The following is a 20,975-nucleotide window of genomic DNA, read 5'->3' as shown; positions in this document are numbered from 1 at the left end:
CTGGATTCCGCACGGCTGTGCAGTACGGAAGTGACCTCGCGGTGGTGCACTGGCACTATCGAGGGATGAGCAAGGTGATACCGCAGGTTCCCGGTCCAGGGCAAGAATCAGTGTGGGATTATCCGAGACCACCTCGGTTGGAGCATTCGGATCGTTTGATCACGGTGCGCTTCGGTGGGACGCTGATCGCCGAGACTCGTGATGCGTGGCGGGTGCTGGAGACTTCGCACCCACCGACCTGGTACATCCCGCGTGATGATGTTGCCGCCGGAGCGTTGTCACCCTCCGCAGTTCGCTCGACGCACTGTGAGTGGAAGGGCGCAGCGACGTACTGGACCGTGCACGGTGCCAACTCGGTGAGCGACGGCGCCGCGTGGAGTTACGAGGAGCCGACGGCGTCGTTCCTGCCGATAACCGGGCATCTGGCGTTTTCGCCTTCGCGGTTGGAATGCGAGGTCGACGGTGAATGCGTGACGCCTCAGGAGGGCGGCTTCTACGAAGGCTGGATCACGAGCGAGGTAGTGGGTCCGTTCAAAGGGATCCCTGGTAGCTGGGGTTGGTGATTTTCAGGGTGTCAGAGCGCTGGCGGGGATGATCTGCAAGCTGGATTCGTTACCGGGATTGCTGCCCGTCACCAGCACGTCGCCCGAACGTGAATCGACTGCAACCGAATTGGCTTGCCGCACCGTCGGGAGGTCTACGATCGGTCGCGGTGCCGCCGGGTCTGCGACGTCGACGACGCGCAAAATGTTCGATTCGGTCAACGTGATCAGCAGCAACTGTCGCTGCGGGTCGTACGCGAGCCCGTAGGGATTGCCAGGTGCTTCGATGCGAGATACTTCGCTCACCTGCGGACCGACTCTCTCGATGAACACCGCACCACCGTCGGTGTCGGCGAACGCGGCAAGGTCTCGACCGAGTGCGGTGGCGTGGGTCAATTTGGTTCCGAGTGGTGCCTGTGCCACGAGCTCCTGATCGGGTCCGCTGTAGATCCATACGCCGTTGCCCTGGACATCGGCGACCGCAGCGTATTCGCCGACAGCGGCAAGACCACCGGGTTGAACCGGTCCTGCTGGGAGCGAGGCCGTCACCGCGCCGTCACGAACGAAGACGACGCCACCGCCCATCTCATTGGTTACGACGGTGGTCCCGTCAGAGGTGGTGACAGCATCGTGCGGCTGTCTTCCGACCCCCTGCACAGTGGTGAGAACATCACCGTTCTCTGGATCGACGACGAGTAGCTCGTCGCTCGCTTCTAGCGGTGCGAGTACAGGTCCATCCGGTCCGGCCAGGGACAGGTGTCTGGGTGCACCGGTTGTCGGTACGAACGAACGCTCGACGCCGGTGGTCGCGTCGACCAGTCGAATGCCGTCGGGTTCTCGAACGCCGACTGCGGCAATACCCGAAGTGGTGACGACGATTCCCTCCGGCGCGCCCGCGAGCGGGCTCACCACTCCTACCGGTGCCTGTGCCGAGGGCGCTTGGGCAGGCTCCGCTGCGGGAGTCTGCGCTGCAGGCTTGTCGCTGGTCTCAGCGGCACACCCCGTCACCAGTGCGAGTACGGCAACAGCAACGAGTAGATGCTTCACGCGCCACCGAACTTCTCGTAGTGCACTGCCTCGGCCAGCGGGCGGCGGTGGCGCCACCCGAACCGTTCGAGGTCGGGAGTCTCGGCGAACTCGGTGACCGGGCCGACACACAACCAGGCGATCGGCCGGATCGGGTCCGGGATACCCAGCAGGTCTTTCAGGTAGTCCTCTTCGTAGAAGGACACCCATCCGACTCCGATGCGTTCGGAGATCGCAGCCAGCCACAGGTTCTGAATGGCGAGGACGGCTGAGAACAAGCCGGTGTCCTCGACGCTCGCGCGTCCGAGAATATGTTGTCCTCCTCGAGTCGGGTCGTAGGTGACCACGACGCCGGTGCAGCTCGTTTCGATTCCTTCGATGCGAATGGGATCGAAAGTAGCTCTGCGGTCGGGTGGGAGCGAGTCTGCGAACGCGCGTCGCTTCTGAGCCACGTGTGCGGCGAAGGTGGCGAGCGTGTCAGGGTTCTGGATGACGACGAAGTCCCACGGTTGGGTGTTGCCGACGCTCGGCGCCTTGTGCGCGGCGCTCAAGATGCGCTGCAGTACCTCGTCGTCGACCGAATTGCCGTCGAACTCTGCGCGCACGTCGCGCCGCATCGCGATTGCCGTGTACACCGACATCGGATTGTCGTCATCGTTCATAAGTCTTCGTGTATTCCTTCAGTTTGGCGTTCGACTCCGCGACCGAATCCGGAACTCGATGTGCGGGAACTGGGCGTCCCACAAAGTATCCCTGAGCGGTAGTACAGGAGAGCCTACGTAGTTCGAGCAAGGTGGCGGCGTCTTCCACTCCCTCGGCCGTGATGGTCAGCCCGAGTGTTCGGGCCAGATCGATCGTCGATCTGACGATGATGCCGTGAGCCTGATCGCGTGCCATGTCGCTGACGAAGGTCTTGTCGATCTTCAATTGCTGCACGGGAAGCCTCTGCAGATAGGCGAGTGCGCTGTACCCGGTGCCGTAGTCGTCGATCGCAAGCGTGATGCCGAGCTTGCGCAGGCCCAACAATGACTCGATGGCGACTGGTGGATCGGCCATCGTCGAGGTTTCGGTGATCTCGATAGTCAGTTTTTCGGGAGCGGTTCCGACGTCGGCGAGCGAGCGTCGAACTTGCTCGACGAGAGTGCTGTCGAGCAGGTTGCGCGTGGAGATGTTGACCGAGACGTTCAACTCGACCCCTGCGTCGCTCCATCCTTTCCGGTGGGTCAGTGCCTCACTCAGGACGAAATTCGCCAGGGGCCTGATCAGTCCGGTGTGTTCGGCCATCGGGAGAAACTGGTCGGGTTCGATGATGCCTTCGAGGGGGTGGTTCCATCGGAGCAGCGCTTCGACTCCGGTGGCCTCCATCGAGTCGAGATCTACTTGAAGTTGGTAGTACAGCTCGAGTTCGCGGGCGTCGATCGCGGTGGTGAGCTCACTGAGCAGATGCAACTGGCGGCTGCTGTCGCGATCCATCGACGGGTCGTAGCTTGCGATACGTGGTTGCACCATCTTGGCCGATTGCATCGCCAGATTGGATCGGTGGACCAAGTCGTCGGAGCGTGCACCGGACAGTTCGTTGCCCGAGGAAGTACGTGCGCCGTTTCTCTCGGCGATCCGGTCGCTCAGCGCGATACCGATGCTCGCCTCCACAAGCAACGTCGTGCTTCCGACACTGATGGGGCAGGACAGCGATGCATGCATCCCGTGTGCTGCGACCACAGCCTCGGAATGGGTGTCCTCCACAGCGAGCGCAACGGCGAACTCGTCCGCTCCGAGTCGGGCGAGTACTCCACCGGTGGCGACAACGCCGGCAAGTCGGTCGGCGACGGCGCGAAGCACGTCGTCGCCGACCGCGTGCCCAAAAGTGTCGTTGACTTCCTTGAATCGATCTATGTCGAGCAACAGCAGTGCGAGGGGGCCGTCACTTGTGTCGATCCACTCTTCCAACCCCCGACGATTACGTGTTCCGGTCAGATGATCGGTCTGAGCGGCCAATTGAAGGGTGGCTGTTTGTATACGAAGCAGTCGCAGCAGTTCGGTGACTCTGACGAATGCCAGGGCGACAAGCACCGACGCACACAGCACGATGCCCCATCCCCACTGGTCGATGGGCGTCCCGCGGGCGAGAAAGGTTGCCATGATTGCGCCCGGCGTCAACACCGCGATAGTGAGGACGATCGTGGTGGGCGTGCTGAACGAGGCAGCGAGAGTGCCCGGTGAGCCGCGCCGACCACGCGGGACAGTCAGGTATTTCATCGACGGATGGAGGGCAGCGGTTCCCAGTAGGATATAGCAGACGATATACCCGCTGACGGTGATATTCGGGGCCATGGTCGGCGCCTCGGCCGAACCCACGCGCATGGTGGTATCGGTAGCCAGGGTTACCGCAGCCGATGCAGCCAGAAGTCGAAAAGACATGTTCTGCCACTGAAAGGTGCCGAGGAAATGCACCAGAAGCCCGAGCATGAGTACGTCCATAGCCGGATAGGCGATGGCAGCCATGCCAGGGATGGTCGATACGTTCACACCATCGTCCGGGATGACGAATACCCATAGGACGAGACCGAACGCGATCATGACGATGATGCTGTTGGCGACGTGCCCGAACTCGCCTCGTCGCCAGCCCTGTCGCACCAGAAGGAAGAGTCCGACCGCGAACAGTGGGTAGCCGAGTAGGTAGATGGCGTCGGCATACGATGGGACAGGCAGTTCGCCGTCGACGTGTTCGATCCAGAAGAACGCGACGTCCCCTGCCAGCCACATCGAGGTGCCGAGTGCGATCACCCACCAGGCCGCGCGGGAGACGGGACGATTTACTGCGATCCCGACGAGTACTGCGATCACCGCAGATAGGCCGATACCGACGTAGAGGACATTGGACAGGGTGCCATCCGGGGTGAAGACGTAGCCGATGCATGCGGCCGATGCCACTATCGGATACCACCACCATTTCACCCGGTGCATCCTTCAGCTGCGTCGTGCCGTCGGTTTCTCATCACTGCCCAACTTCCCACACTTCGCATCTCGAATCACTTCGAATGCAGAATGTGGGAAGCCGGGGTAGTGAGACGTTCGACTCAGGGAAGCAGTTGATCGATGAACGAATTCGAGTAGATCCGGTGTGGATCGAGATCGTTGTAGGTCGCCCGGGCGGTGTCCCAATTCTCACTTGCAGGAACACCCTCGCGATAGGTCGCGGGGATAATGTTCTCGATCACGTCGGCATCCTTGTAGGGCAGTTCGGTGCTGAACGCCCATCCTTTGGACCATTCGGGACGGAATGTTGCCCAGTCGCCCGTGTAATGCGAGCGCATCCATTGTTCCATCTCGCGATAGAACGCAAACATGCCCGGTGTGCCGGGGACGCCGAGCACGTTGAGCCATATCGCGGTGTCCCAGTCGGGATGATCGGGTCGCGGGCGCATCGCCGAGATCGTCGGCGGCCCGGCAGAATCGACGAGGAGGTCCGACTCCGCGTCCATGCCACAGCAGCGGATTTCGACAGGGCCGTTGATCGGGAACTGCCCGATCGACTGGTAGTAGGACACCCGCTGTTCGAACCAGATGGTGAAGTCGTGGATAACTCGTGCAACGTTGCTCCGCTTGGTGATGACCGCGCCGCCACCTTCGGTCAACAGGAGAGTGCTGGGCTTGATGTAGAACTGGACGTTCTTCGCCCATCCCCACAAGTCGCTCGACCCTGTCGCAGCCAATCCCCCGACGGTGGCGGTGTAGAAGAACTGTCCGAAAGCCGGTGCGATGGAGGTTATTCCGGCAGTCAGCTGTCCAATTAGGTCGGACGCGATCTCGGGCAGGTTATCGGAAAAAACGTAGTTGTACGGACCGGTCACCTCGCGTGCCGTCAAAGGCTTTTCGGGGCAGACCGACCACACTTTCAGCCATGGGTTCTCGGTGAACGGATACCAAATGGCCTCGACGCGACCTGTTTGATTCAGAAAACTCTCGAACGTCCGTCCCGGTGCGCTTGCTTCGCCGAACAGTTCGCGCCAACCGATGTCGGTATAACTCTGGCAGCGCATACGTGGATTGGCACCGGCCATCAGCGTGACCGAAGTCAGGAACCCGCGACCTAGGTGTGTCAACAGTGGCGTGATCTCCGGATCGGAACGATCGAAGGAGCGCAGAGCATAGGCGTCACCGTCCCAGACCACAGCGGTGAGCGCGGTCACCAAATTACTCAACGAACCGTATGTGGTTCCGGGTACCGGGATCTCACCTGCAGCAGGAATGGCAGCACCGTGGGCATCGACGGCCAACGCGCCTGCGATGGACAGTACCCCCGGCGCCGGCACGCTGACCCAGCCGAGACCGTTGTTTTCGAGTTGCTGCAGGATCGCCTCCAGGGTAGCGCCGGCACCGGCGGTCACCGTCGCGGGACGATCCGAATCTGCGAGGTCAACCGCAATCCCGTTCAGATGAACCATGGTGTCGACCAGCACGATGCGATCGAGGTTCTCACCGTTGACGATAGTCAACGGCGTCCACCCGTGCATCGCACCACGCGGTCTGATGCGATACGAGTTCTCATGTGCCCAATTCGCCAGTCGGACTACATCGTCCGGTGTTGCCGGGGAACAGGTCCAGATGGCGTCGAGAATGATCTCCTTCGACCAGTTCTGATAGCGCTGCTGGTAGAGCGGAATCCCTGACGGAAAGTTCGGGGGCGCCGGGATGGTGCTTTCAGGACTGCCGAAAGGCACGGCACCCGCAGGGGCAGCGCGCATCACGGATGCCACCGCAAGTGCGCCCGCGCCTGCGGCGATGAACTTTCGGCGATTCAGACTGGACATAGTGCTGGGTACTCCGTCGTGTCGAAGATATGAAAAGGGGGCTAGAGGGTTGTCAATACGACATCGGCGAGGGCCGGAGCGTTCTCTCGTGCGGGAACGGTGACGCTGATCAAATATCTACCGCCTTCGAGCCAGATACGGCAGGCCAGGGTCTCGCCAGGGTAGACGACGCCTGCGAATCTGGCGTCGAAACTGCATATTGCGTCGGCATCACCGTCGAGGACAGTGTCGGTGACGGCCTTGCACACCATCGAGTATGTGCACAGTCCGTGCAGAATCGGGTTGGGAAACCCTGCAGCGGAAGCGAACTCGGGATCGGAGTGCAATGGATTGCGATCGCCGCACATGCGGTACATCAGTGCCTGTTGCGGCAGAATCGCTATCGCAGTTTCGGCGTCTGGCGCCCGTTCGGGTAGTACGGTCTTGTTGGACGGTCCTCGCTGGCCACCGAATCCGCCTTCACCGCGGGCGAAGATCGATGACCGCGCCCGCCACAATTCGGTGCCGTCGAGCGAGGTGGTGATCTTCTCCTGGACTATGACCGCTGCGCTGCCCTTGTCCCAGATGTCGGTGATGCGAGTGATCGTCCGAGCCTGTCCGACAGCAGGAATGGGACCGGAAACTGTCACCCCCTGGCTGCCGTGCACCACCTTGGCGAGGTCGATGTCGACACCGGGAAACTGCACCCGGGGTGCTTCGACCTCGTGGAACGTGGCTGCCACTGTCGCGAAGGTCGGGAGCACCTGTGGTTTTGCGTCGTCCAGGTAGCGCAGTTCGCGAGGGTCGGTGGGGGACCCACCGGCCCCGATCGCCAGATGAAAGGTCTGCACGTCGTTCGCAGTCCACGAAAACTCTTCCGCCGGTAGCTCGGCGCCGATCGCGAGGTCGGGATCGATGCTCACTGTGACGCCCTGCTCGCCATGTCCAGAACGGCCAGGTAGCCGAACGTCATCGCGGGTCCGATGGTTGCGCCAGGACCTGCGTAGGTGTGGCCCATCACCGGCGCGCTGGCGTTGCCGATTGCATACAAGCCGTCGATGACGCTTCCGTCCTCGCGCAGAACCCGTGCGTCGGCGTCGGTGACGAGCCCGCCCTTGGTGCCCAGATCACCGGGCACCATTTTCACGGCGTAGTAGGGCGGCTTGTCGATCACGCCGAGACTCGGGTTCGGCTTGTTGGTCCGGTCTCCGTAGTACTTGTCATAGCCGCTCTCGCCACGACGGAAGTCCTCGTCGATTCCACTGCGTGCAAATCCGTTGAATCGCTCCACCGTTGCGCTGAGCTGCTCGACCGGCATTCCCGTCTTCTCGGCCAGTTCGGCGACGGTGTCGGCTTTGACCACTACACCGGACTCCAACCAACGAGAGGGGAAACGCTTCTTCGGGGTCAGCCCGGCGAAAATATAACGATCGCGATAGCGCTGGTCGATGATCATCCAGGTCGGAACGTTCTCGCCGGGACCCTCACCGATGCCGTATTCGCCGCCGTACATCATGTGCACGGCCTCGACGTACGGTGCAGCCTCGTTGAGGAACCGCTTTCCTGCGGTATTGACCATGATGCCGCCGGGCAGTGTGCGCTCGGCGATACAGAACCACGGGCCGCCGGTGAGTGGAATGGACGGCCCCCACCAGGCGTCGTCCATCAGATCTACTGCCGCACCCAGCTTTTGCCCTGCCATGATGCCGTCGCCGGTGTTCGCCGCGGCGCCGACCGTCCATTCGGTCCCGATCGGCTGACGCTGGTACTTCTTACGCATCTCCGCGTTGTGCTCGAAACCGCCCGACGCCAGCACTACGCCCAGTTTGGCCCTGATGACCGAGCCGGAACCGGCCACGACGACGCCCACGACGCGGCCGTCCTCGACATGGAAGTCCGTCATCGGAGTCTCGAGGAGCACTGGCACGTTGGCGTCGAGGAGGCCTGCACGCAGTCCGGCGGACAGTGCCTGGCCCCGGCCCAGTAGGTGCTTGCCGGTGAGCTTGGCGCCCATCCAGCGCATCCCGACGCGCATCACGCGGGCCAGTCCGCTCGGGTGGCGTCGCAAAAGGTTGATCGCCCGGTAGTCCGCCTGAGTGATGACCACGTTGAGCGGTGCTTTGCCGTAGTCGGGTTCGAGATTGTCTGCCTCGGGGCCCAAGCAGGAGGAGTCGAACGGGGTCGGTTCCACCGATCGTCCGCCGACCCGTCCGCCCGGTGCCTCCGGGTAGTAGTCCGAGTATCCCGGGACCCACTGCATTTTCAGGGGCGAATTCTTCAACACGAAGCTCAGCATTTCGGGCCCGCGCTCGAGATAGGTGTCGATGCGTTCCTTCGACACGACGTCGCCGATGATCGCGTGCAGGTAGTCGCGCGCGGCCTCCGGGGTGTCGTCTACGCCGTCTCGTTCGAGTACCTCGTTGTTCGGGATCCACACACCGCCACCCGACCGGGCGGTGGATCCGCCGAACTTTGCTGCCTTTTCGATGAGGACGACGCTGAGTCCTCGATGTGCCGCGGTAAGCGCAGCCGTCATTCCGCCCGCGCCGCTACCGACCACGACGATGTCGTATTCCTGCTTGTTCATGTAGAACACGTTATAGAATGATGTGGGTGTCAGTCCATGCTTTCTGCCAGGAAGAATTGCAAAAAATCGATTCGAGAACGAAAACACGTTTCAGTTCGTGTTCGGGAGGTTTGAAGTGAGCTGGGATCTACACGCAGACGTCGTAGTCGTCGGGTTCGGTGTGGCAGGTGCAGCGGCTGCGCTCGAGGCTGTCGCCGCGGGCAGTTCCGTCATCGCAGTCGATCGGTACGCCGGGGGCGGGGCCAGCACGATCTCGGGGGGAGTCGTCTACGCCGGCGGTGGTACGTCCGTTCAGGGGCAGGCTGGAGTCGAGGACAGCCCCGAACAGATGTTCGCCTATCTGGCCAAGGAGGTCGGCGACGCCGTCAGCCCGGCCACCCTGCGGGAGTTCTGCGATCAGAGCCCGGAGATGATCGAGTGGCTCTCCCATCACGGTGTTCCGTTCGAAGCGTCGCTATGTCCCTACAAGACTTCGTATCCGACCAATCGTCACTATCTGTACTACTCGGGCAGCGAGGCTGCGGGAGAATTCCGAGAGGTGGCTACGCCTGCACCGCGTGGACATCGTGCCAAAGGCAAGGGCACCTCGGGGAAGATGTTGTACGGTCCGATGGCGAAATCTGCGCTGAACGAGGGTGTGCAGTTGATACCGCAAACTCGCGCGGTCTCGCTCGTCGTCGAGGATGGCCGAGTCGTAGGCATCGAGTGTCGGACACTGAAGGATGCCCCCGCTCGAATCCGGCTGGCTCACAAAAGAATCGGACTACTCTCCGCGAAGCCGGGCATCTACGCCCCGCAGCTTCGTTACCTGCTCGAGCGCAGACTCTCTCGGATCGAGAAAAAGTATGGCCGCCTCGTCCGCATCCAAGCGCGTGGAGGGGTCATCCTCAGCGCAGGTGGATTCGCCGCGAACCGCACGATGATGAAAACGCACGCACCGAAGTACACCGGTGGAATTGCACTCGGAACGGCCGGCGACGACGGCAGCGGCATCGGCTTGGCCACCGACATCGACGCTGGGACGGCAAAGCTGGCCAACATCTCGGCCTGGCGGTTCATCGTTCCCGCTGTCCCGTTCCTCGGCTCCCTACTCGTCGATCGGGCTGGTGAGCGGATGGTCGACGAATCACGTTACGGCGCAGCTCTCGGTCACGCCATCGTCGAAAAGGGCGGTGGTCGTGGCTGGTTGCTCGCCGATGCGGATCTGGTGCGGGACGCCAAAGCCCAACTGCCGAAACAGGCGATGTGGTTCCAACGAGTCCAGAACGCCGGGCTGATGCGCACCGCTGTGCGTGGAGACACGATCGAAGAAGCGGCGCGCGCTGCCGGTCTGGATCCCGCGGGACTGCGGGAAACAGTAGACCGACACAACGAGGCCATCGCGTCGGGAACCGTAGATCCGATGGGCAAGCACGACGACTTCCGACGGCCCGCCGTCGCGGCGCCGTTCACGCTCTTCGACGCGGGCATTCCTGGCGGCTCGGCGATCGCGAAGATGATGAATCCGTGTCCGATGATCACCCTGGGTGGACTCGTGGTCGACGAGCGCACCGGAGGAGTGAAAGATTCTGGTGGGGTGGTCATTCCTGGATTGTTTGCCGCCGGCCGCACTGCCGTCGGACTGTGTTCGAATTCGTACGTCAGCGGACTCTCGCTTGCGGACTGTGTCTTCTCGGGCCGCCGAGCAGGTGCGCACGCGCTGGTATCGGCAAGCGATGACCGCGAGGTCGACCTGGAAGCGTTGTGAGAGAGGTGTAGGGGCCCAGCAACGCTGGGCCCCTACACGTAGAACTGTCTAGTCGGAAGGGACCGACAGAATCCCTTCCATCACGGCATGGTCGATGCTGTCCTGCATGCGGGGGCACGAATCCTGCGTGGCAGAGTTCCCAGCATCGCGAAACACCGGGCAAGTATCGGCCGGCCTGGTGGTCCACTGCACCGAGGTCTGCTTGGAACTGTTCTTGCGCACCAGAACGCTCGTTCCACATGCTCGGCATTCCACGGGCGCGAGAGACGAATCGAGATAATTTTCCTTGTCGCGCAAGGTCTGCGCGTGAATCTCGTCGATTCGCTCCGGATTCTGCGCGAAGTCCGGTGCCTTGGCCCAGCTCAGGCTCATGACACGTCGGCGTTCTCGGTCTTGTCGGCCTTCTGCTTGGCGAGGTTCTCATCGACCTCTATCTGCCAGACCTCATTGGCCTTGCTGGTATCGACTTCGAACTCGAACCGGCCGGTCATCTTGTCTTCGACATCGGCGACGTCGACATAGAACTGGTCGTACCAACGACGCAACTGATAGACCGGCCCGTCCTCCTCACAGAGCAGCGGGTTGTCGATCTTGGTCTTGTTCTTCCAGATCTCGACGTCCTGCAGGAAGCCTGCGCTGATGCCCTCGGTGAACTTGTTCGCCAGCTTGGTTGCAGTCTTGTCGTCGATGCCGTCCGGCTTCTTGACCGTGATTCCCCACTGCAGCACGAACGAATCCTGATCGATCGGGTAGTGGCAGTTGATCAGTACGCTCTCGACCTCGTACCCGCCGTAACTGTTCATCAGCGGGTTGACCATGTACGAGGGGCCGTAGTACGAGGCTTCGGACTTCAGCAGGGTGTCGCCGCCGTACTGCGAGGCCATTCCGATATCCGGACGGCCCTTGGTGTTGAGGTACTGCGAGGCGATGTGGCCCTCGAACACATTCTTGAAGTACGTCGGGAAGGCGTAGTGGATGTAGAAGAAATGCGCCATGTCGACGACGTTGTCGACGATCTCGCGGCAGTTGGCACCCTGGATGACCATCGAGTTCCAGGTCCAGTCGGTCCAGTCGTCGCTGTATGCGCCCTCGATACGCGGGATCGTGATGTCTTCCGGGGGCGGATTGCCTTCGGCGTCGTTCCACACGAACAACTGGCCGTTCTGATCCAACGTCGTCCAGGTTCTCGTACGCGCCAGCGGTGGGACACGCCTCGCATACGGAATCTGGGTGCATTTGCCGCTCGCGCCCCATCGCCAGTCGTGGAACGGGCAGGCGATCTCGTCACCCTTGACTGTTCCCTGGGTCAGGTCGCCGCCCATATGGCGGCAGTAGCCGTCGAGGACGACGATTTTTCCGGCCGAATCGGCGAAGACGACAAGTTTGGTGCCGAAAGCCTCGATGGAGTGCGGTTTGCCGTCGGTGAACGTTGTGGTGAGGCCGAGGCAATGCCAACCACGTGCGTAGCGGGTCGGTGTACTGCCGACGTCGATCTCTCGGATCTTTGCCATGTGAACCCCTCACGGTCTACTCGAGCTGTTACTACTAGAACACGTTATAGAATTCGGGTAGAAATGGCTAGTGAAAGCGCGGAATGGTGTTCTCGACACATGAGAGAACGTGTTCTAGTCTTGCTAGGAAACCACTGAGAAGGTAGGAGTCAATCGTGACGCAGGAGCCGATCGCCAGCCACGAGGTGTTAGACCGAATCGACGCCTTGCTGCCCACTCTGCGCGAACGCGCGCAGGAGACCGAAGAACTACGACGTCTACCCGACGAGTCGGTGAAGGCCCTACAGGAGACGGGCTTCTTCCGTTTGTTGCAGCCGGCGCAGTGGGGCGGCTACGAAGCAGACCCGGAGTTGTTCTACACCGCAGTGAAAAAGATCGCGAGTGCCTGCGGATCCACCGGTTGGGTCTCCTCCATCATCGGAGTGCACAACTGGCACCTCGCGCTCTTCCCGCAGCAGGCGCAGGAAGATGTATGGGGACAGGACACCGATGTTCGAATCTCCTCTTCGTACGCACCGATGGGCGCAGGCGCCGTCGTAGACGGCGGATACCGGGTGTCCGGTGCGTGGCAGTGGTCTTCGGGCTGCGATCACGCGACATGGGCGATGCTCGGCGGTCCCGTCATCAAGGATGGTCGGCCCGTCGACTTCGTGACGTTCCTCATTCCGCGCGAGGACTACCGCATCGACGACGTCTGGAACGTCGTCGGACTGCGTGGAACCGGTAGCAACACCGTGGTGGTCGAGGAGCAGTTCGTTCCGGCGCACCGTGTGTTGAGTTTCAGAAAGATGAACGATCACACCGCCGAAGGGCTCGAGCGCAACACCGCTCCGGTGTACAAGATGCCGTGGGGCACGATTCACCCGACCACCATTTCTGCCCCGATCGTCGGAATGGCGGAAGGTGCATACGCTGCGCACGTCGAGCATCAGGGCAAGCGTGTGCGCAAGGCATTCGTCGGCGAGACCGGTAAGGACGATCCCTTCGCGAAGGTGCGTATCGCCGAGGCCAGCAGTGACATCGATGCCGCGTGGCGTCAGTTGTCGGGCAATGTCGCCGAGGAGTACGCACTGCTGAAGGCAGGCGAGGAAGTGCCGATCGAGCTACGGCTCCGAGCTCGCCGCGATCAGGTGCGTGCGACCGGCCGATCCGTCGCCTCGATCGACCTTCTGTTCGAGAGCGCAGGTGCGACGGCGCTGCAGAACGATGCTCCGCTGCAACGCTTCTGGCGAGACGCTCATGCGGGCCGAGTGCATGCTGCCAACGATCCGGAACGTGCGTACCAGATGTTCGGTGGAGGCGAGTTCGGCCTCCCGCTCAAGGACACGATGGTATGACCGCGGCCACGCAGGAGATCACCTACGAATCTACGTCGAAGTTCGCGCAGATTCGTCCGGACATGAAACTTCACTACCACGAGGCGGGCGTCGGGAACGATACGACGATCGTGCTGCTGCACGGCGGTGGACCGGGCGCGTCGGGATGGTCGAACTTCGCGGCCAACATCCCGGTGCTCGCGGAACAGTTCCACGTACTGTGCGTCGACCAGCCTGGATTTGGGTTGTCCGACAAGCCGATCGACCATCCTCAGTACTTCGTGCACTCGTCGTCTGCGCTCAAGGATTTGCTGGATCATCTCGGAATCGCGAGAGCCCACTTGCTCGGAAATTCTCTCGGGGGCGGCACCGCGGTGCGATTCGCGCTCGATTTCCCCTCCAGCGCAGGCAGGTTGGTGCTCATGGGACCCGGAGGGTTGAGCATCAACCTGTTTGCCCCAGACCCGACCGAGGGCGTCAAACATCTCGGCAACTTCAGTGCTCCGCCGGGGCCGTCGAAGGAAAAGCTCGAGGCGTTCCTCAAAGTGATGGTGTTCGACCAGTCGCTGATCACCGAAGAGTTGCTCGAGCAGCGCTACGCCGCCGCATCGACGCCGGAGTCCATCGCCGCGATGCGTGCCATGGGGAAGTCGTTCGCCGGCGCCGATTTCGAGAAGGGCATGCTCTGGCGTGAGGCATACAAGCTACGTCAGCCTGTGCTGCTGATCTGGGGCCGCGAGGACCGCGTCAATCCGATCGACGGTGCACTGGTGGCACTCAAGACGATTCCGCGTGCGCAGTTGCACGTGTTCGGTCGATGCGGACACTGGGCTCAGGTTGAAATGGCCGAGGAATTCAATCGTTTGACCGCTGCATTTCTTACCGAGGGGAGCTGAGAGATGGGTATCCGATCTCTGGCATACATGCGTATCGAGGCCACCGACATGAACGCGTGGCGCGAGTACGGGCTCAAGGTGCTCGGCATGGTCGAGGGCAAAGGCGTCACGCCGGGTGCGCTCTACCTACGTATGGACGACTTCCCGGCCCGGCTCGTCATCGTTCCGGGTGAGAAGGATCGACTGCTCGTATCAGGTTGGGAAACTGCGAATGCTGCTGAGCTGCAGAGCATTCGAAGTTCCTTGGACAGTGCCGGTGTTCCGTACGAGGAAGGCACTGCCGAGCAGATTCAGGACCGTCGAGTAGACGAGTTGATCGTGTTCGAGGACCCGTCGGGCAACACCCTCGAGGCGTTCCACGGGGCGGCTCTCGAGCATCGGCGTGTGGTCAGCCCGTACGGCCATACCTTCGTCACCGGCGAACAGGGGCTGGGTCACGTCGTGCTCTCCACCGACGACGACGACGCTTCACTGCGGTTCTACCGCGATGTCCTCGGCTTCCGGCTTCGTGATTCGATGCGTCTGCCTCCGCAGATGATGGGTCGACCTGCCGACGGCGATCCCGGATGGTTGCGGTTCTTCGGGTGCAATCCTCGGCACCATAGCTTGGCGTTCCTTCCGATGCCGACCCCCAGTGGAATCGTGCATCTGATGATCGAGGTCGAAAACTCCGATGACGTCGGACTCGGACTCGACCGCGCTTTGCGCAAGAAGGTTCCGATGTCCGCTACGCTTGGACGTCACGTCAACGATTTGATGCTGTCCTTCTACATGAAGACTCCTGGCGGATTCGACATAGAATTCGGTTGCGAAGGAAGACAGGTCGAAGACGAGAAGTGGGTTGCCCGCGAAAGTACGGCCGTGAGCTTGTGGGGACACGATTTCTCGGTGGGAGTCAGATAGGTGAGTGAAGCTGTGGCGAACTTCGAACCGCGGACGTTCCGGACGGTTCTCGGGCAGTTCTGTACCGGGATCACGATCATCACTACGGTCGACGAGGACGTCCCGGTGGGCTTCGCCTGCCAGTCGTTCGCCGCGCTGTCGCTCGATCCACCTCTCGTATTATTTTGCCCCACAAAGGGTTCCAGGTCATGGGCCGCAATCGAACGAAGCGGAAAATTTGCAGTCAATGTTCTGGGTGAAGAGCAGCAGGACACCTGTGCGCGTTTCGGATCTCGTGAGCCGGACAAGTTCGCAGGTATCGAGTGGAGCACGTCGGAACTGGGTTCGCCCATTCTGGCAGGTTCGCTAGCGCACATAGATTGCACGGTGGAGACGGTTCTCGACGGTGGCGATCACTACATCGCCATCGGTCGGGTTCACTCGCTCGGCGAGATCACCGGTGAGCGTCCGTTGCTCTTCTATCGCGGCCAGTACACCGGTATAGAACCGGACAAGACCGTTCCAGCGCCATGGCGGGACGACCTCGAAGCATTCCTGACTGCGACGTCGCCGGATACCTGGTTGTAGATCGATTCATGGAGTCCGCATTGCATCGCCGAATTCCATGCGGAGCCTGGGCATGTGCGTCGTGAGCAGTGCGCGACGGCCCAGGCCCAACCCGCGGAGCTCGTGCGCAAGCGGGTGATCACCGAGCGACAATCTCGCGCCGCCGGGCCTCGTGCGCACGGCTCCCGGGGTCATGGTCCAGCTGGTGGTGCGGGATACCTCGTTGAGGCACGAGAAGGCGTCGAGGGGTCGGACAAAGATCGCCCCGGGTGCACGGATGCCCGGGGCGATGTCCAGCCTCAGAATCTCCTGGCCGTGCTGGCTCAACCGGCCGGTGAACTTCGAACCGTAACTGACGTCGAAGTCGGCCAGCTCCTTCGGAAATCCCCAGATCTGTCTGCCGGCCATCATGGTGAATTCACCGTCCACCGGAAGCCGATGGATGAGAACACCCCCGGACACCGGAAATACGACGCCGAACTCGTTGTAGGGCCCGAGATCACCGTCTTCGTATCGGATGAAGGTCAACGCGCATAGCCCGCGGTGGGGTCGATATTTCCGAATTGCGTGACCCGAGTAGTCGATGGAGCGTTGCGCAGCAGCAGCGTCGACGGAGAACACTCCCATTGCGGCGCGGGATCGGCGGACCTGCACCGGCATCTCTGCCGAGCACGATGTAAGAGGTCATCGAACCACTCCGCGCAGACCGTGGCAGGTTGGAGGTATCGACTTACGTTCGAATTCGGTCATGGTTAACTCTCACCCGGAATGTCTGCTCCATCGTAGGAAACAGAGATCATTGTCGAATGAGTTTTGGACACGTAGGTTCCGGCATCCGACATGGACTCGCTTTTGACATATGGTGGCGAGTCCATGCCGGTTCGCTTCTCCGCCGGTGGTTGTACAGCAGGTGACGCGTCCGACTACACAGCCGCAGGCGCGTATCGGCTCACGTACTCGCTCGGTCGCCCGAACAACTGTGCGGAACCGTGTGCCCGTTTGAAGTACAGGTGTGCGTCGTGCTCCCAGGTGATCGCGATGCCACCGTGAATCTGTATCGAATCTGCGGCGATGTGCGAGAGTGCTTCGGAGCAGTGCACTTTGGCCACACCCGCGTCGTCGTGGGCTGACGGAAGCTGCTCGGCGAGTGACCGCGCGGCGGCGTACGACACCGATTTCGCGCTCTCGAGCAGCACGTACATATCCGCCATGCGGTGCTTGAGTGCCTGGAAACTTCCGATCGGGCGACCGAACTGTACCCGGGTGCGACTGTATTCCACGGTCATATCAAGGCTTGCCGCAGCAGCACCGATTTGATCGGCAGACAGTGCGGTACAAGCGATATCGCGAACTTTTGCGAGCGTATCGGGTGCGGTGTCGATCTTGCGCCCGGTGACGCCGGCGAACTCGACGGTGCTCAGTCGACGCGTGGGGTCCATCGTCGGAGTGTTGCGACGGGTGACGCCTGCGGCGGACGGGTCCACCTCGTACAGCGATACCGTGCCGTCGTCCGAGGCAGCGACGACGAGGACATCGGCGTACAGACCGTCGAGGACGTACTCCGCAACACCGGTGAGAGTTCCGTCGGTGACGGTCACCGGGACGTCGTCGTCACTCCATACCGAACCGGCCCAGCACAGCGCTGCAATGGAACTGCCCTCGGCGATGCCTGGGAGCAAACGCTCACAGGCCTCGCGGTCGCCGGACACGAGCAGTGCCTGGCCTGCGAGTACGACCGAACCGAGCATCGGCGACGGCGTCAGGGATCTACCCAGTTCCTCGAGCACCACATGCGATTCGATGGCCCCGAATCCGGCGCCGCCGAACTCCTCCGGAATTGCCAGTGAAGCAATGCCGACCTCGCACAGTTGCTGCCACAGCGACTCCTGGTAGCCGCGGTCGGTGTCGATCGCGGCGCGCATGTCCGAGCGCTTGTCGAGCAGCGATCTGATCATGACCCGCAGATCGTTCTGCTCTTCGGTGAACACTCCTACCCCGTTCATACGGCGGCCAGAGCGCGTGCGATCCGTGCGCGGTGAGCAGCGACGGTTCCCCATGCGGTGTACAGGGCCCGTGTCTTCGTCAGCCACAGCGACAGGTCGTACTCGGCGGTGTAGCCGATCGCGCCGTGCACCTGGAGTGCGACGCGCGACGCGCGGTAGGCAGCCTCGGAACTGGCGACCTTCGCGGCCGAGACGTCACGGGATGCGTCCTCGCTGCCGTCGGCGATGGAAATAGCAGCGCCGTAGATGAGCGGCATCGCCATTTCGAGACCGATGAGTGCGTCGGCCAACTGGTGCTTGATCGCCTGGAAGGAGCCGATGGGCTTGCCGAACTGCACACGGCCCTTGGCGTACTCGGTGGTCGTATCCACCAGATGGCGGCCGAGTCCGAGAAGCTGCGCCGAACAGGCCAACGCTGCCAGATCGAACGCACGATCCCAGGCCTGCGCGACGGCGGGGTCCTCGACCAATGTCGAGCCGTCGGTGACCTCGAACAGCCTGCGGGCAGTGTCGACGGAGTTGCGACGAGTCCCCGGCTGCACCTTCTCGATTCGCGACCCGTTCACGCGCAGCACGAGGTCACAGACGTCTGCGTCCAGGGCGCGAGGACTTGCCACCGTTGCAAGCGAAGATCCGTCGGCAATCCCGGGAAGCCATTTCTCGGCGAGATCGCCGAACGGTGCGAGCAGTGTCGGCGCCACCGCGACGGATTCGATCAGAGGGCCGGGCGCTGCTGCGCGTCCGATCTCGATGAATCCGACGACGAGGTCGACCGGATGTGCGCCGAGACCGCCGTGATTTTCCTCGATGGTCAACCCGGTGACGCCGGTGTCGGCGAGTCCGCGCAGTAGCTTGCGGCCTGGTTCGAGTTCGTCGCGGCTCCAGGCTCGAACTGCCCCGGCCGAACCGGCGAGCTGTTCACGCAGACTGGATGCGAAGTCTTGTTGTTCAGTGGACAGTGCGAATCTCATCGGTCCGCCTTAGGAAGGCCGAGCAGACGCTCGGCAACGATGTTGCGTTGAATCTCGTTGGTACCCGCGTAGATCGGGCCGGAGAGAGAGAAGAGGTAGCCGTCCTGCCATGAGCCGTCGAGCTCGCCGTCGTCGCCGAGTAGGTCGAGCGCGGTCTCGTGCAGTGCGACGTCGAGTTCGGACCAGAAGATCTTGTTGACCGAGGACTCTGCACCGAGTGCTCCGCCTTCCTGCAGGCGTGTCACCGTGCCGAAGGTGTGCAGTCGGTAGGCACGCGCCCCGATCCATGCGTCGACGACGCGATCGGTCGTGTTCGAGTTCGCCACCGCATCGGAATTCTTTTTCCAATGCTCGATCAAGCGATCCGCTGCGGCAGTGAACCTTCCGGGGCTGCGCAGGGAGAGTCCGCGTTCGTTGCTCGAGGTGCTCATGGCAACGCGCCATCCGTCGTTCGGTTGCCCGATGACGTCGGCGTCCGGAACGAAGACATCTTCGAAGAAGATCTCGGCGAAACCGGCCTCACCGTCGAGTTGCGGGATCGGACGCACCGTTACGCCTTCGGCGGTCAGCGGGAACATCACGTATGTCAGGCCGCGGTGGCGTTGCGCTTCGGGATCGCTGCGGAACAGACCGAAGCCCCAGTCCGCGAAGCTCGCGCGTGAACTCCAGGTCTTCTGACCGTTCAGGACCCAGCCGCCCTCGACCTGCTTGGCGCTCGACCGGATACCGGCAAGGTCACTGCCGGCCTCGGGCTCGGACCAAGCCTGTGCCCAAATGTCGTCGCCGCGTCCCATACGCGGAAGGAACCGCTCGCGCTGTTCGTCGGTTCCGTACTCGAACAGCGTCGGAGCGAGCAGGAAGATTCCGTTCTGCGCGACGCGTCCCGGGGCACCGGCGGCGTAGTACTCCTCCTCGAAAATTACCCATTCCAGCAACGAAGCGTCACGGCCACCGAGTGCGCTCGGCCATGAGACGACGGAGAGGCGGGCGTCGGCGAGGGTGTTCTCCCACTGCCGGTGCTGCTCGAAGCCCTCTGCCGTGTCCATCGAGGCGAGCGGCTCCGCGGGGATGTTTTCGGCGAGGAACTCGCGCACGCTGTCGCGAAACGCAATTGTGGAGTCATCGAGATCGAGATCCATTTACTTGCCCTTCTCCTTCATCGTCTTGGCGTTCATGCCGCCGAGGGAGTCGGTGTCGACCTCGGCATTGTGTGCATGCGCAAAGTGGTGGAGACCGAATACCGAGTCCATGCCTGCGCGCATTCCCATCTGGTCCTCGCACTGGTTGACGGCCTTCTTGGTCAACGCAAGTCCGAACTGCGGCATTGCCGAGATACGTCCGGCGAGAGCGCGGGTCTCCGACTCCAGATCATCTCGCGGTACGACGCGCGAAACCATGCCCCACTCGTAGGCGCGCTGTGCCGAGAAGCGGTCGCCGGTGTACAGGATTTCCTTGGCGGCACGGGTGCCGAGTACCCACGGATGCGCGAAGTACTCCACTCCCGGGATGCCCATGCGCACAACGGGGTCGGAGAAGAATGCATCGTCGGAGGCCACGATCAGATCGCACACCCACGCGAGCATCAGTCCGCCGGCGATGCAGGCGCCCTGCACCGAAGCGATGATCGGCTTCGGGATTTCGCGCCAACGGCGGCACATTCCGAGATAGACCTCCATCTCGCGAGCGAAACGCTGGTCACCGCCGACTCGATCGATGTGGTCCCACCACATGACGGCCTTGTTCTCGAAGTGGACGTCCACGTCGCGTTCGGGGGTACCGATGTCGTGTCCGGCGCTGAAGTGTTTGCCGTTGCCCGCCAGAATGATCACCGCGACATCGGGGTCCTCGGTCGCGCGGGTGAACGCGGCGTCGAGTGCGTACGTCATTGCCGAGTTCTGCGCATTGCGGTACTCGGGCCTGTTCAACGTCACCGTCGCGATCTTGTCCACAACTTCGTATGTCACGGGTTCGCTCATCGGATTTCCTTACCTAGTTCGATCCGGGAGGCCTTGCCGGGGGCCTCGTAATACTTGTAACGAGTGTTGATCGGGGTCGGCCCGGCCGCACGTCGGAGTGGGTCCGGGCCGATGCTCGGTTCCGTAGTCATGATCTCCTCGAGCGGTTCGTTAACAAGCAA

General features: G+C 62.1%; 20 protein-coding genes. 6 read left to right on the top strand and 14 right to left on the bottom strand.

The window, feature by feature from the left end; genetic code table 11:
* The first annotated feature begins 65 nt into the window (after nucleotides 1-65).
* Nucleotides 66-563: a DUF427 domain-containing protein gene (locus QMK32_RS02860; RefSeq protein ID WP_283472846.1), complete on the top strand. Its 498-nt coding sequence runs from the start codon at nucleotides 66-68 to the stop codon at nucleotides 561-563.
* A 3-nt stretch (nucleotides 564-566) separates the two neighbouring features.
* Here the strand turns inward: QMK32_RS02860 and QMK32_RS02855 are convergent, their stop codons facing one another.
* The 6 genes from QMK32_RS02855 to kstD form a co-directional block, all read right to left on the bottom strand.
* Nucleotides 567-1,589 (bottom strand): NHL repeat-containing protein, encoded by a 1,023-nt coding sequence (locus tag QMK32_RS02855; RefSeq protein ID WP_283472844.1) that lies wholly within the window; start codon nucleotides 1,587-1,589, stop codon nucleotides 567-569.
* Nucleotides 1,586-2,230, bottom strand: coding sequence for a 5,6-dimethylbenzimidazole synthase (bluB, locus tag QMK32_RS02850; protein WP_269302622.1), 645 nt, complete (start codon nucleotides 2,228-2,230; stop codon nucleotides 1,586-1,588). Before bluB ends, QMK32_RS02855 begins: the two co-directional genes overlap by 4 nt.
* Nucleotides 2,220-4,523, bottom strand: coding sequence for a putative bifunctional diguanylate cyclase/phosphodiesterase (locus QMK32_RS02845; RefSeq protein WP_283472842.1), 2,304 nt, complete (start codon nucleotides 4,521-4,523; stop codon nucleotides 2,220-2,222). The genes bluB and QMK32_RS02845 overlap by 11 nt, the downstream gene beginning before the upstream one ends.
* A gap of 122 nt (nucleotides 4,524-4,645) precedes the next feature.
* The gene (locus tag QMK32_RS02840) at nucleotides 4,646-6,379 is read right to left on the bottom strand and encodes a cholesterol oxidase substrate-binding domain-containing protein (RefSeq protein WP_283472841.1); all 1,734 of its coding nucleotides are present in this window, start codon (nucleotides 6,377-6,379) and stop codon (nucleotides 4,646-4,648) included.
* Between the two features lie 41 nt (nucleotides 6,380-6,420).
* Nucleotides 6,421-7,281: an enoyl-CoA hydratase ChsH3 gene (gene chsH3, locus QMK32_RS02835; protein WP_283472840.1), complete on the bottom strand. Its 861-nt coding sequence runs from the start codon at nucleotides 7,279-7,281 to the stop codon at nucleotides 6,421-6,423.
* Nucleotides 7,278-8,945 (bottom strand): 3-oxosteroid 1-dehydrogenase, encoded by a 1,668-nt coding sequence (gene kstD, locus QMK32_RS02830; RefSeq protein ID WP_283472839.1) that lies wholly within the window; start codon nucleotides 8,943-8,945, stop codon nucleotides 7,278-7,280. The genes chsH3 and kstD overlap by 4 nt, the downstream gene beginning before the upstream one ends.
* Before the next feature lie 115 nt (nucleotides 8,946-9,060).
* Between kstD and QMK32_RS02825 the strand changes: the two genes are divergently transcribed.
* Nucleotides 9,061-10,692 carry an FAD-binding protein gene (locus tag QMK32_RS02825; protein ID WP_283472838.1) on the top strand — a complete coding sequence of 544 codons (1,632 nt, stop codon included), beginning with the start codon at nucleotides 9,061-9,063 and terminating at the stop codon, nucleotides 10,690-10,692.
* Nucleotides 10,693-10,740: 48 nt separating this feature from the next.
* On the opposite strand, the gene QMK32_RS02820 is transcribed toward QMK32_RS02825, so the two are convergent.
* Nucleotides 10,741-11,064, bottom strand: coding sequence for a hypothetical protein (locus tag QMK32_RS02820; protein WP_269302631.1), 324 nt, complete (start codon nucleotides 11,062-11,064; stop codon nucleotides 10,741-10,743).
* Nucleotides 11,061-12,203 carry a 3-ketosteroid-9-alpha-monooxygenase, oxygenase component gene (locus QMK32_RS02815; RefSeq protein ID WP_269302633.1) on the bottom strand — a complete coding sequence of 381 codons (1,143 nt, stop codon included), beginning with the start codon at nucleotides 12,201-12,203 and terminating at the stop codon, nucleotides 11,061-11,063. The genes QMK32_RS02820 and QMK32_RS02815 overlap by 4 nt, the downstream gene beginning before the upstream one ends.
* 155 nt (nucleotides 12,204-12,358) lie before the next feature.
* On the opposite strand from QMK32_RS02815, the gene hsaA reads away from it, so the two are divergent.
* The 4 genes from hsaA to hsaB are packed head-to-tail and all read left to right on the top strand — an operon-like array spanning nucleotide 12,359 to nucleotide 15,885.
* Complete coding sequence (gene hsaA / locus QMK32_RS02810; RefSeq protein ID WP_283472836.1) at nucleotides 12,359-13,540, top strand: 3-hydroxy-9,10-secoandrosta-1,3,5(10)-triene-9,17-dione monooxygenase oxygenase subunit; 1,182 nt, start codon at nucleotides 12,359-12,361, stop codon at nucleotides 13,538-13,540.
* Complete coding sequence (gene hsaD, locus QMK32_RS02805) at nucleotides 13,537-14,415, top strand: 4,5:9,10-diseco-3-hydroxy-5,9,17-trioxoandrosta-1(10),2-diene-4-oate hydrolase (RefSeq protein ID WP_283472835.1); 879 nt, start codon at nucleotides 13,537-13,539, stop codon at nucleotides 14,413-14,415. The genes hsaA and hsaD overlap by 4 nt, the downstream gene beginning before the upstream one ends.
* Nucleotides 14,416-14,418: 3 nt before the next feature.
* Nucleotides 14,419-15,318, top strand: a complete 900-nt coding sequence (hsaC, locus tag QMK32_RS02800) for an iron-dependent extradiol dioxygenase HsaC (RefSeq protein WP_283472834.1) — start codon at nucleotides 14,419-14,421, stop codon at nucleotides 15,316-15,318.
* Nucleotides 15,319-15,885 carry a 3-hydroxy-9,10-secoandrosta-1,3,5(10)-triene-9,17-dione monooxygenase reductase subunit gene (gene hsaB / locus QMK32_RS02795; RefSeq protein ID WP_269302641.1) on the top strand — a complete coding sequence of 189 codons (567 nt, stop codon included), beginning with the start codon at nucleotides 15,319-15,321 and terminating at the stop codon, nucleotides 15,883-15,885.
* 6 nt (nucleotides 15,886-15,891) lie between these two features.
* Here hsaB and QMK32_RS02790 read toward each other — a convergent pair whose 3' ends face one another.
* The 6 genes from QMK32_RS02790 to QMK32_RS02765 all read right to left on the bottom strand — a co-directional run bounded on the left by QMK32_RS02790 (nucleotide 15,892) and on the right by QMK32_RS02765 (nucleotide 20,945).
* Complete coding sequence (locus QMK32_RS02790) at nucleotides 15,892-16,524, bottom strand: acetoacetate decarboxylase family protein (RefSeq protein WP_502943511.1); 633 nt, start codon at nucleotides 16,522-16,524, stop codon at nucleotides 15,892-15,894.
* 263 nt (nucleotides 16,525-16,787) lie between these two features.
* Nucleotides 16,788-17,867, bottom strand: coding sequence for an acyl-CoA dehydrogenase family protein (locus QMK32_RS02785; RefSeq protein ID WP_283472833.1), 1,080 nt, complete (start codon nucleotides 17,865-17,867; stop codon nucleotides 16,788-16,790).
* Nucleotides 17,864-18,838 (bottom strand): acyl-CoA dehydrogenase family protein, encoded by a 975-nt coding sequence (locus tag QMK32_RS02780; protein ID WP_283472832.1) that lies wholly within the window; start codon nucleotides 18,836-18,838, stop codon nucleotides 17,864-17,866. The genes QMK32_RS02785 and QMK32_RS02780 overlap by 4 nt, the downstream gene beginning before the upstream one ends.
* Entirely contained in the window at nucleotides 18,835-19,977 is a 1,143-nt protein-coding gene (locus QMK32_RS02775) for an acyl-CoA dehydrogenase family protein (protein WP_136170950.1), read from the bottom strand. Before QMK32_RS02775 ends, QMK32_RS02780 begins: the two co-directional genes overlap by 4 nt.
* Nucleotides 19,978-20,814: an enoyl-CoA hydratase gene (locus QMK32_RS02770; protein ID WP_084345462.1), complete on the bottom strand. Its 837-nt coding sequence runs from the start codon at nucleotides 20,812-20,814 to the stop codon at nucleotides 19,978-19,980.
* Nucleotides 20,811-20,945, bottom strand: coding sequence for a hypothetical protein (locus tag QMK32_RS02765; RefSeq protein ID WP_269302650.1), 135 nt, complete (start codon nucleotides 20,943-20,945; stop codon nucleotides 20,811-20,813). Before QMK32_RS02765 ends, QMK32_RS02770 begins: the two co-directional genes overlap by 4 nt.
* Nucleotides 20,946-20,975 lie beyond the last annotated feature (30 nt).

The organism is Rhodococcus sp. H29-C3 (assembly GCF_030063405.1).
Lineage (GTDB): Bacteria > Actinomycetota > Actinomycetes > Mycobacteriales > Mycobacteriaceae > Rhodococcoides.
This window is presented reverse-complemented; position numbering and strand designations above follow the sequence as displayed.